3 protein-coding genes are annotated in these 13,060 nt (G+C 65.3%); 2 read left to right on the top strand and 1 reads right to left on the bottom strand.

The window, feature by feature from the left end; translation table 11 throughout:
• Positions 1-33: 33 nt before the first annotated feature.
• The gene (locus JI59_RS03110; protein ID WP_007015154.1) at positions 34-1,236 is read right to left on the bottom strand and encodes a hypothetical protein; all 1,203 of its coding nucleotides are present in this window, start codon (positions 1,234-1,236) and stop codon (positions 34-36) included.
• A gap of 478 nt (positions 1,237-1,714) precedes the next feature.
• Here JI59_RS03110 and JI59_RS27535 point away from each other — a divergent pair, with 478 nt between their 5' ends.
• On the top strand, positions 1,715-12,307 hold the full coding sequence (locus JI59_RS27535) for an Ig-like domain-containing protein (protein ID WP_239000586.1): 10,593 nt from the start codon (positions 1,715-1,717) through the stop codon (positions 12,305-12,307).
• 28 nt (positions 12,308-12,335) lie between these two features.
• Positions 12,336-13,046 carry an OmpA family protein gene (locus JI59_RS26620; protein WP_052117823.1) on the top strand — a complete coding sequence of 237 codons (711 nt, stop codon included), beginning with the start codon at positions 12,336-12,338 and terminating at the stop codon, positions 13,044-13,046.
• The last annotated feature ends 14 nt before the right edge of the window (positions 13,047-13,060 follow it).

Raw genomic sequence — 13,060 nt, forward strand, 5'->3', positions numbered from 1 at the left:
TCAAAGGCCCGACTGAAAGCGGAATTATGCGACTTAGAACTGAGCCGAGACCATCAGTCTGTCGCCGCCGGCGTCGTAGCGGATATCGAACCCGGCGGCGCGCAGATCGGCGAAGCTGACGTAGTCGGCCGCAGCGGAAGAGCTTGCCAGTCTTTCGAAGGTTTCCGGTGCCATCTGGTCCTTCACTGGCGCGAGCAGGTCGGCGAGTTTTACCGACAGGTCGCCCGTCATGCCGATGCGGACCGTCAGGCTACCCGCTGGCATTCCTTCCAGGCTGAGCCCGGCTACGTGCATGATGTGATCGCCCACAACCCGATCAGGTACTTTCGCGAGTTTCGGTGCCTTTTCCATGCGCGGCTTGGCAAGGCCTGCGTCGGTCGGGTTCTGCGCGCGCAGAGGCGAAACGCCCGAATTCCTGGCTGGCTGGCGGGCCGGGGCCAACTTGGCAAGGTCGAACTGGCGCACTTCCTCGGGCTGCGCGAACATTCCAAGTCCCTCGCTCTGGGATAGCGGTCCCGCAGCCACTGCGGGGCCGGCGTCGGGCTTTGCGCTTGAGACAAGCGATTGCTCTGGAGGTGTGACTGGAGCCGATTGCGCAATCGGCGGCGCAATCGGCGGTGCAATCTGTTTCAACGTGGCATCAGGCTGGAGGAGGCCAGGTTTCGACAGATCCGTGGTCGGCGGGGGCAGGGCAATGCGCACTGCGTCGAGCGGTTCGGTCTGTTCCACCTTTCTTGCCTGTGACTTGGCAAGTTGATCCGGCGGAAGGTTGCCTTGCGGACTGGTGCCAAGCACACTCGATGATGGCGCGGAAGGCTTGGTTCGGGCCAGTTGCGAAGTATCGGGCGAGGGAGCGACGACGACTGGGATGACGGGAGGTGACAAGGCTTCCGGCTGGAGGTCGCGCGTCCCGGTCGCGGCGTAGGCCGCGCTCGTCGGGGCCAATGCAGTCGTCAACTCGGCTGCGCTTACCGTAGCAGCTTGCGTCAGGGCCTCCGCGGAGTTCCCAAAGCTGGTGCTAATCGTCGGTGCTCCGCCGAAGCTCGGTGCGGTGAGACGAAGGGGCTTCACTTCCAGTCTGCCCATCCATTCGCCAACGGTCCCGTTGGAAACGGTTACGGCGGGATAGGTAACCGTGAAGCCGGCCATCCCCGTTGCCAGGGCGAGGGCAAGCACGCGCAGGTCCGGAGTGCCCGGGTGTCCCTTCGTGAAATCCATTCCCATTGCGATGTTCATGACGGTCCCCTCCGTTCGTTCGATCGCAAGCCCCAGAGATGTAACGGACGTTTATCGCCGCAATTCATCCTGTTGACAAACCTAATCATCCGAAATGGTCGAAGCGTGAGGCGTCCGGCTTCGCCGCTTTGCCTATCGTCAATAAAAAATATCTAAAAATCATATAATTAAAAAGTTTTCTGGGTTGCACGCCCAGTCAAGGCTTACCTCTAAATGTGTGCAACACCGGGACAGCGTCTCGTTAAGGTTAGTTAACAGACTTGTCTCCGAAAGGTCCGCGTGTTGCTGTGATTTCAGCCGGTTAAGTCTGCTCCGAGTCGCTTTCATCGAGCGCTGAGAGAGGCAGGCACCGGCTGAAAAGGGCGCAATGGTCAAGCGGTGTTCAGTCGCGTTGCGTCCGGAATCCGCCGCCTGACCATTTCGAACCCAACTGCGTCGCGGTGTCTTGCCGCGGCCGGCAAGCGACAGGGAAGTGGTTATGGATTTTCAGGACGGTCACGGTTCGGACGACATGTCTCCGGCAGATGCCAACCTGGCAGGTGGCAATATCCTGGCAGCCGCGGCGGCGGGGCCGTCGCAAGTCTTGCTGCCCGATGCCAACAATCTCGTCGTTCTGCCCGAGGGCGCTACGCTCGATGAACTGTCGGTGCAAGGCCGCGACCTCGTTCTGACGCTTCCCGATGGCCGGGTCTTCGTCATTCCCGATGGCGCCGTCTATGTCCCGCAGATCGTCATCGGCGATGTCGCGGTTCCGCCGCTCAACCTCGCGGCGTTGCTTACCGGCAATGAGCCCCAGCCTGCCGCCGGAGCGGTGCAGAGCTCGGGCGGCAATTTTGCCGATCCCACAGGACCGATCCAGGCCGCGTACGGCCTGGGCGACCTGCTTCCCTACACCGAACTCTCGTTCCCGCAGCCCGAGCAGGAGGAAATTCTTCCTCAGCTCGTGAACAAGGTGCCCGATATCCTGATCCAGGACGGCGGTCCGGCGTCGGACTCGGCTACCGATACGGTTTCTGAATCCGGCCTTTCCGGCGATCGTCTCAACGGCAATCAGGAAACGCCCGGCTCACAGTTCGGAAACGGGTCGGACGTCACCACCGGCACGATCTTCGTCACTTCGGAAGATGGCATCGGCTCCATTGTCATCAATGGCGAAATGCTCACGGGTGAGGCCGGCCAGCAAATCGATGGCGCTTTTGGTCGCCTGACGCTGGGTGCACTCAATGGCGACCAGATTGCCTACACTTACGAGCTTGCCGACAATACCAGTGGCGACAGCACGGCGGACGTGTTCACGGTCGTGGTCACCGATCCCGATGGCGATACCGCCACGGCGACGCTGACTGTCAATATCACTGACGACGCTCCTGTTGCCCGCGCGGATACCGACACGGTCCCGGCCGCGGACTTCACCGCGCAGACCGGCAATGTCCTGAGCGGCGAGGGCACTACCAGCGGTGAGGCGGGCGCCGATACCCTCGGTGCCGATGGCGGCAGCGTCACCGGCGTGCATGCCGGAACTTCCGGCACGTTTTCGGGCACCGGATCGGTCGTGACCGGCGAGTTCGGCACGCTCACGTTGCTCGCCAATGGTTCCTACAGCTATGTGCGCACTCCGGGAACCGGCGGCGGCGGAACCGATGTCTTCACGTATCAAGTGACAGACGGTGATGGCGATGTCTCGACTGCGACGTTGACGATCAGCATCGCAGACAGCCCGCCGATGATCATTTCGGTGCCCGAGATCGGCGAAGGAACCCAGGTCAACGAGAACCAGCTGCCCCCGTCGACCGATACGCGCGATGGCGAGGACCCCGGTTCGCAGTTCGTCAGCGGCCCCGAATCGACGACCGGCACGATCACCTTCCATTCCGACGATGGCCTGACCAGCGTCTCGATCGGGGGCACAGTCGTCACGCCGGGTACCTTCCCGCAAGTTGTCTCGAGCGATGAGACGGGTACGCTGACCGTCAACGATCTCACTTTCGATCCGGTCACCGGCGACGGTAGCGTCACCTATACCTATACGCTCAACGACAATACCTCGAACACCGATGGCACGACCGTGTCGTTCGATATCACGGTCATCGATGCGGACGGCGATCCCGCCTCCGACAATCTCGACATCCAGATCGTCGACGACATGCCGACGGCGTTTGCGGATTCGGGCACGGTCACCGAGGGCGGCTCCTTGACTGTGCCCGCGACGGGTGTGCTGGCGAACGATGTCCCGGGGGCTGACGGCGCGACGATCACCGGCGTTGCCACCGGCACCGACACTTCGGCGCCGGTTACCGGTAACCTCGGCGGGGCTGGCATCGCGGGCACCTACGGCACGCTGATCCTGGGCGCCGACGGCAGCTATACCTACCAGTCGAACGCCAATGCGGTACCGCCTGCGGGGGCAACCGACAGCTTCGTCTACACCATCACCGATGGCGACGGCGATACCTCGACCACGACGCTGACGATCAGCCTTACCGACAGCGGCCTTGCCGCGAGCAACGAGGATGCTTCGGTCGATGAAGCGGCGCTCTCGATCGGTTCGAACCCGTCCTCGACGGCGGAGACCGTCTCGGGCTCGCTGACCGACAATGCCTCGGGCGGCGCGGGCGGTTATACCTATGCGCTGGTCGGCTCGGCGACGGGCAGCCACGGCACGATCACCATCGATCCCAGCGGTTCTTGGAGCTACACGCTCACCAGCCCGGTCGACGGCGCCACGCTCGACAACGGCGTGACCACCGAGAACAACCTCGAGAGCTTCACCTACCAGGTGACCGACGCTGACGGGAACACGACCACCAGCACGATCACCATCGACGTCATCGACGATGTGCCCACCGCGCGCGCCGATACCGACAGCGTCGTCGAAGGCGCTTCGACCGATGGCAATGTGCTTTCCGGCACCGGCACGACTTCGGGTCTGGTCGATGTGCTGGGCGCCGACGGCGCAGCCCCGGGCGGCGCAGTCACCGGCGTTGCCACCGGCACCGACACGACTTCGCCGGTCAGCGGCAACCTCGGCGGTGCGGGCATCGCGGGCACCTACGGCACGCTGATCCTGGGCGCCGACGGCAGCTATACCTACCAGTCGAATGCCAATGCGGTGCCGCCTGCGGGGGCGACCGACAGCTTCGTCTACACCATCACCGATGGCGACGGGGACACTTCGACCACGACGCTGACGATCAGCCTTACCGACAGCGGCCTTGCCGCGAGCAACGAGGATGCGAGCGTCGATGAAGCGGCGCTCTCGATCGGTTCCAACCCGTCCTCGACGGCGGAGACCGTCTCGGGCTCGCTGACCGACAATGCCTCGGGCGGCGCGGGCGGTTATACTTATGCGCTGGTCGGCTCGGCGACGGGCAGCCACGGCACGATCACCATCGATCCCAGCGGTTCTTGGAGCTACACGCTCACCAGCCCGGTCGACGGCGCGACGCTCGACAACGGCGTGACCACCGAGAACAACCTCGAGAGCTTCACCTACCAGGTGACCGACGCCGACGGGAACACGACCACCAGCACGATCACCATCGATGTCATCGACGATGTGCCCACCGCGCGCGCCGATACCGACAGCGTCGTCGAAGGCGCTTCGACCGACGGCAATGTGCTTTCCGGCACCGGCACGACTTCGGGTCTGGTCGATGTGCTGGGCGCCGATGGCGCAGCCCCGGGCGGGGCGGTCACCGGCGTTGCCACCGGCACCGACACTTCGGCGCCGGTTACCGGCAACCTTGGCGGGGCTGGCATCGCGGGCACCTACGGCACGCTGATCCTGGGCGCCGACGGCAGCTATACCTACCAGTCGAACGCCAATGCGGTGCCGCCGGCCGGCGCAACCGACAGCTTCGTCTACACCATCACCGATGGCGACGGCGATACCTCGACCACGACGCTGACGATCAGCCTTACCGACAGCGGCCTTGCCGCGAGCAACGAGGATGCCTCGGTCGATGAATCGGCGCTCTCGATCGGTTCGAACCCGTCCTCGACGGCGGAGACCGTCTCGGGCTCGCTGACCGACAATGCCTCGGGCGGCGCGGGCGGTTATACTTATGCGCTGGTCGGCTCGGCGACGGGCAGCCACGGCACGATCACCATCGATCCCAGCGGTTCTTGGAGCTACACGCTCACCAGCCCGGTCGACGGCGCGACGCTCGACAACGGCGTGACCACCGAGAACAACCTCGAGAGCTTCACCTACCAGGTGACCGACGCCGACGGGAACACGACCACCAGCACGATCACCATCGATGTCATCGACGATGTGCCCACCGCGCGCGCCGATACCGACAGCGTCGTCGAAGGCGCTTCGACCGACGGCAATGTGCTTTCCGGCACCGGCACGACTTCGGGTCTGGTCGATGTGCTGGGCGCCGATGGCGCAGCCCCGGGCGGGGCGGTCACCGGCGTTGCCACCGGCACCGACACTTCGGCGCCGGTTACCGGCAACCTTGGCGGGGCTGGCATCGCGGGCACCTACGGCACGCTGATCCTGGGCGCCGACGGCAGCTATACCTACCAGTCGAACGCCAATGCGGTGCCGCCGGCCGGCGCAACCGACAGCTTCGTCTACACCATCACCGATGGCGACGGCGATACCTCGACCACGACGCTGACGATCAGCCTTACCGACAGCGGCCTTGCCGCGAGCAACGAGGATGCCTCGGTCGATGAATCGGCGCTCTCGATCGGTTCGAACCCGTCCTCGACGGCGGAGACCGTCTCGGGCTCGCTGACCGACAATGCCTCGGGCGGCGCGGGCGGTTATACTTATGCGCTGGTCGGCTCGGCGACGGGCAGCCACGGCACGATCACCATCGATCCCAGCGGTTCGTGGAGCTACACGCTCACCAGCCCGGTCGACGGCGCGACGCTCGACAACGGCGTGACCACCGAGAACAACCTCGAGAGCTTCACCTACCAGGTGACCGACGCCGACGGGAACACGACCACCAGCACGATCACCATCGATGTCATCGACGATGTGCCCACCGCGCGGGCCGATACCGACAGCGTCGTCGAAGGCGCCTCGACCGACGGCAACGTGCTTTCCGGCACCGGCACGACTTCGGGTCTGGTCGATGTGCTGGGCGCCGATGGCGCAGCCCCGGGCGGCGCGGTCACCGGCGTTGCCACCGGCACCGACACTTCGGCGCCGGTCAGCGGCAACCTTGGCGGGGCTGGCATCGCGGGCACCTACGGCACGCTGATCCTGGGGGCCGACGGCAGCTATACCTACCAGTCGAACGCCAATGCGGTGCCGCCTGCGGGGGCGACCGACAGCTTCGTCTACACCATCATCGATGGCGACGGGGACACTTCGACCACGACGCTGACGATCAGCCTCACCGACAGCGGCCTTGCTGCGAGCAACGAGGATGCTTCGGTCGATGAGGCCGCGCTGGGCATCGGTTCCAACCCGTCCTCGACGGCGGAGACCGTCTCGGGCTCGCTGACCGACAATGCCTCGGGCGGCGCGGGCGGTTATACTTATGCGCTGGTCGGCTCGGCGACGGGCAGCCACGGCACGATCACCATCGATCCCAGCGGTTCTTGGAGCTACACGCTCACCAGCCCGGTCGACGGCGCGACGCTCGACAACGGCGTGACCACCGAGAACAACCTCGAGAGCTTCACCTACCAGGTGACCGACGCCGACGGGAACACGACCACCAGCACGATCACCATCGATGTCATCGACGATGTGCCCACCGCGCGCGCCGATACCGACAGCGTCGTCGAAGGCGCTTCGACCGATGGCAATGTGCTTTCCGGCACCGGCACGACTTCGGGTCTGGTCGATGTGCTGGGCGCCGACGGCGCGGCCCCGGGCGGCGCGGTCACCGGCGTTGCCACCGGCACCGATACCTCGGCGCCGGTTACCGGTAACCTTGGCGGGGCTGGCATCGCGGGCACCTACGGCACGCTGATCCTGGGCGCCGACGGCAGCTATACCTACCAGTCGAACGCCAATGCGGTGCCGCCGGCCGGCGCAACCGACAGCTTCGTCTACACCATCACCGATGGCGACGGCGATACTTCGACCACGACGCTGACGATCAGCCTCACCGACAGCGGCCTTGCCGCGAGCAACGAGGATGCGAGCGTCGATGAGGCCGCGCTGGGCATCGGTTCCAACCCGTCCTCGACGGCGGAGACCGTCTCGGGCTCGCTGACCGACAATGCCTCGGGCGGCGCGGGCGGTTATACCTATGCGCTGGTCGGCTCGGCGACGGGCAGCCACGGCACGATCACCATCGATCCCAGCGGTTCTTGGAGCTACACGCTCACCAGCCCGGTCGACGGCGCGACGCTCGACAACGGCGTGACCACCGAGAACAACCTCGAGAGCTTCACCTACCAGGTGACCGACGCCGACGGGAACACGACCACCAGCACGATCACCATCGATGTCATCGACGATGTGCCCACCGCGCGCGCCGATACCGACAGCGTCGTCGAAGGCGCATCGACCGATGGCAATGTGCTTTCCGGCACCGGCACGACCTCGGGTCTGGTCGATGTGCTGGGCGCCGACGGCGCGGCCCCGGGCGGCGCGGTCACCGGCGTTGCCACCGGCAACGATACCTCGGCGCCGGTTACCGGTAACCTCGGCGGGGCTGGCATCGCAGGCACCTACGGTACGCTGATCCTGGGCGCCGACGGCAGCTATACCTACCAGTCGAACGCCAATGCGGTACCGCCCGCCGGCGCGACCGACAGCTTCGTCTACACCATCACCGATGGCGACGGCGATACCTCGACCACGACGCTGACGATCAGCCTTACCGACAGCGGCCTTGCCGCGAGCAACGAGGACGCGAGCGTCGATGAAGCGGCGCTGGGCATCGGTTCGAACCCGTCCTCGACGGCGGAGACCGTCTCGGGCTCGCTGACCGACAATGCCTCGGGCGGCGCGGGCGGTTATACCTATGCGCTGGTCGGCTCGGCGACGGGCAGCCACGGCACGATCACCATCGATCCCAGCGGTTCTTGGAGCTACACGCTCACCAGCCCGGTCGACGGCGCGACGCTCGACAACGGCGTGACCACCGAGAACAACCTCGAGAGCTTCACCTACCAGGTGACCGACGCCGACGGGAACACGACCACCAGCACGATCACCATCGATGTCATCGACGATGTGCCCACCGCGCGCGCCGATACCGACAGCGTCGTCGAAGGCGCATCGACCGATGGCAATGTGCTTTCCGGCACCGGCACGACCTCGGGTCTGGTCGATGTGCTGGGCGCCGACGGCGCGGCCCCGGGCGGCGCGGTCACCGGCGTTGCCACCGGCACCGATACCTCGGCGCCGGTTACCGGTAACCTCGGCGGGGCTGGCATCGCAGGCACCTACGGTACGCTGATCCTGGGCGCCGACGGCAGCTATACCTACCAGTCGAACGCCAATGCGGTGCCGCCTGCGGGGGCGACCGACAGCTTCGTCTACACCATCACCGATGGCGACGGCGATACCTCGACCACGACGCTGACGATCAGCCTTACCGACAGCGGCCTTGCCGCGAGCAACGAGGATGCGAGCGTCGATGAGGCCGCGCTGGGCATCGGTTCCAACCCGTCCTCGACGGCGGAGACCGTCTCGGGCTCGCTGACCGACAATGCCTCGGGCGGCGCGGGCGGTTATACTTATGCGCTGGTCGGCTCGGCGACGGGCAGCCACGGCACGATCACCATCGATCCCAGCGGTTCTTGGAGCTACACGCTCACCAGCCCGGTCGACGGCGCGACGCTCGACAACGGCGTGACCACCGAGAACAACCTCGAGAGCTTCACCTACCAGGTGACCGACGCCAACGGGAACACGACCACCAGCACGATCACCATCGACGTCATCGACGATGTGCCCACCGCGCGCGCCGATACCGACAGCGTCGTCGAAGGCGCTTCGACCGATGGCAATGTGCTTTCCGGCACCGGCACGACCTCGGGTCTGGTCGATGTGCTGGGCGCCGACGGCGCGGCCCCGGGCGGCGCGGTCACCGGCGTTGCCACCGGCACCGATACCTCGGCGCCGGTTACCGGTAACCTCGGCGGGGCTGGCATCGCGGGCACCTACGGTACGCTGATCCTCAATGCGGATGGCAGCTACACGTACAACAGCACGGCAAATTCGATCTCGGGCAACGCGACCGACAGCTTCGTCTACACCATCACCGATGGCGACGGCGATACCTCGACCACGACGCTGACGATCAGCCTTACCGATGTTTCGCTGGTCGGCGATGACGAGAGCGTCACGGTTTACGAAAAGGCCCTCGATACGGCCCAGACTGGCGCGGATGTTGCGGCCGGTTCGATTACCGGTTCGATGCCATCGGATCCAGGCGAAACCGCGAGTGGCGCCGTCTCCGTGACGGGGGCTACCGGCTATTCTATCGCCGGAGGATCCGTCAGTGGGAACGAGACGACGGTCGTGGGGACTTACGGCACGCTCGTGCTCAACAACAGCACCGGCGCCTTTACCTACACACTGACTTCGCCCGTCACGACAACGCCGTCGGCGAATGATGGCGTGACGACGGCGCTCGGCGCGGAAAGCTTCACCTACACCGCGAGCGACGCCAACGGGAACACGACGACAGGCACGATCTCGATCGATGTTGTCGACGACACGCCCTATGCCGTCGTGCCCGAGGCGATCCAGGTGACCAATGGCGCGGCGCCGGTCTCGGCCCCCGCGGACCTCGACGCCGACATGTCGGTGATCGACAACTACGGGGCCGACGGGGCGGGCACTGTGCGCTTCGCACCCTCACTGGACGGGGCGGACAGCGGCCTGACGCACAACTTCGTATCGATCACCTACACGCTGGTGAGCGATACGGTGCTGGAAGCCTATGCCGGCGCGGACAAGATCTTCACCGTCACGCTGGACCCTACGACGGCCACCTACACGGTCGACATGGACGGGACGATCGACTCGATCCAGACCATCGATTTCAATGCCGGCGGTTACAATTTCGTGGGCGGCAACAACAGCTGGTCGGGCTTCATTCCGGTGGGCGAGACGGTGGGATCGCCGATCGACAACAACAGCCAGGACCTGCTGCTGACACCGTCGATCAACAACGCCGACGACGGCACGATCAACTCCACCGCCAATACCGGTGGTATCGGCGGGGGCGCCTCGGTCGGTTCGAACGAGACCTTCCGGGTCGACTTCGTCACCGATCTGCGCGGCGATCCGAAGGACGGCGCCGGGGACTACGATACGGATACGAACCGCGACCACATGTTCGACGGCCACTATACCGTGAACGGGGCGGTGGCGCTGTTCAAGTCGACCAATGGCTCGACCGTGAACATTGCCGCGTTCGACGATCCGGACGGCAACACCGCCGTCGGTGACGGCGACAAGGACTCGATCACCGGCATTTCGATCGTCTGGCGGGGAACGCAGTACGTCGATGGAAGTGGTGATCCGATCATCATCCCGACGATCACTGCAACGAACTACACCGTGAATGGACACGTCTTTACCGTGACCCTGCTTGGCGATGGTTCGGTCAATGTCGCCGGGGTTGAAGGCGACCCGGGATCGAGCCAGGTCGGCACGCAGATCGCGGTCTTCACGGGCGACGGCTTCAACAGCGTCGAGTACACCTGGGCGGGTGGCGACACCTTCCAGATCGGCGACTTCGGCGCGAGCACGCTGACCAACGACCCGGTCAACTTCACCATTCCGGTCGAAGTGGTGGACGGCGACGGCGACGTTTCGGCTCAGTCCAATCTCTCGATCACGGCAGTGACGACGACGCCTCCGGTGGCGCTCGATCTCGATGGCGACGGCGTCGAATTCGTCGGGCTCGATGCCGGAGTCACGCACGACTATGGCAGCGGACTTGTGCAGACCGCTTGGCTCAGCGCCGATGACGGCCTGCTGGCCCACGATACCGGGCACGGCCTCGATATCGTCTTCACCGACGATGCCGCGGGAGCGGAAACCGACCTCGAGGGCCTGCGCCTGGCTTACGACAGTAATGGCGACGGCAAGCTGACGGCAGCCGATGAGAGCTACAGCGAGTTCGGCGTCTGGCAGGATGCGAACAGCAACGGCGTTGTCGATGCGGGCGAGTTCAAGACGCTGGCGCAGATGGGGATCACTTCGATCGAGCTGACTGCGGAAGGCCCGGGGTCGTCGCAAGCCGATGGCGATGCAATCGTCCATGCGACCGGCGAGTACACCATGAAGGGTGCCACTTACGCACTGGCCGACGTCTCGTTCGCAACGGCGAGCGTCGAGAGCCAGACTGCGGCACGCACTGCCGAAATGGCGGCGATCACTGCGGCTGCGGCAGGCTTCATGATGTCGGGTGCGGCCCATGCGATGCCGCTCTCGCCAATCGCGATAGAGGCGATTGCCGCGGCGATGCAGACTTTCGAGACGCATCTGCCCGAAGTGACGGTTGCAGTGCCGGAACATGCTCCGGCGACACCGCCGGTGACATTCCTGCAGGATGGCCAGCAGGCTCACCAGGACAGCGAGCCCGAAAGCCACCCGTCGCAGCACGCGGCGGAGCAGGGCGCCGGGCATGGCCTGGGTGACGTGGTGCAGCATCAGGACGTCTCCGTGCAGCCGCTTGGCAGCGGCGAGGAAGGCCACGTTCAGGCGAGTGCGGCTCCGGCTCTGTTCGGCGGCGCTGACTCGGGGCTGATGCAGGCATTGCTGCTCGCCGCACAGGGCGAGCAGGCCGGTGGTTCGAAGGACCAGGGTAATGGCACCGGAGCCGGGCAGGGGAGCGGGCACGGGGGCGAACATGGCTCCGGGAATCTACCTGCCGTGCAGGAAGCGATTGCTGAAAGCGCCGGGCACCATGCTGTGGACTCGCTGATCGACCACTTCGCCGGGCATCAAGGCGCACACGGCGCTCCCGCGATTGCCGAGACGATGGGGGCGGACGGCCTGGATCACGTGCTTGGCGCCATGCTCGCCGGCGGCGGCCTCGACGGCCTGCACGCGGCGGGTCTGGCCGGTGGATTTGAGATGGCTGCAATGGCTGCAGCCATGGAAGCACATTCGACGACGGTCGCCTGACGCGACCCGGGATATCGAGGGGATGAAAATGACGGGCAATTGGAAGGGGCCTCTGGCGGCATTCGCGCTGGCTGGATGTCTGGTCCCGGTGGCGGCTTCGGCACAGGACCAGCAATCGGACCTGATGTCGCTGGGCAAGGGGGAGCTCAAGAGCGAGATCCGCACGCGATACGACGCGGCTCTGGCGCAGACCGGGGATGCGAGCGTCGTTTCGGCCGATACGCCGGCCTACATGTGGGCTTCGCAGGCCAAGGCGCAATGCGGCATTGCCATGGGTTTCCTGAAGAGCGGGACCAAGGATCCCGTCAGCATCGGCAAGTGCGACGAGGCCTATCGCCGCATGACCCAGCCGCAGATGGTGTCGCAGGAAGCCGCTGCCCCGCAGCCGCCGGTCGCCGAGGCACCGTGCCTGCCCGGGCCCTACATCGTGTTCTTCGACTGGGACAGCAGCATGATTTCGCCCGACGCGGCGACGATCCTCGATTCGACCGTGTCTTCGACTGCAGGCTGCGGCGGGGCTGCGATCCGGATAGACGGATATACGGATCGTTCGGGAAGCGACCGCTATAACATGGGGCTTTCGACGCGCCGGGCCGATGCCGTGCGCGACTACCTCGTGTCGCATGGCACGACGGCCAATTTGTCCACGCAGGCGTTCGGTGAAAGCAACCCGCGTGTGCCGACGGCGGATGGGGTTCGCGAACTCCAGAACCGCCGCGTTGAGATTACGGTCGAGTGACCGGGAGAGGTGTG

Origin of the sequence: Novosphingobium pentaromativorans US6-1, from assembly GCF_000767465.1 — a bacterium.
In the GTDB taxonomy this organism is placed as follows: Bacteria; Pseudomonadota; Alphaproteobacteria; order Sphingomonadales; family Sphingomonadaceae; genus Novosphingobium; species Novosphingobium pentaromativorans.

What these genes read in the sequence shown, in the direction of transcription:
- JI59_RS03110 (WP_007015154.1), bottom strand. Translation starts at nt 1,236, where the DNA reads ATGAACATCGCAATGGGAATGGATTTCACGAAGGGACACCCGGGCACT.
- JI59_RS27535 (WP_239000586.1), top strand. Translation starts at nt 1,715, where the DNA reads ATGGATTTTCAGGACGGTCACGGTTCGGACGACATGTCTCCGGCAGAT.
- JI59_RS26620 (WP_052117823.1), top strand. Translation starts at nt 12,336, where the DNA reads ATGACGGGCAATTGGAAGGGGCCTCTGGCGGCATTCGCGCTGGCTGGA.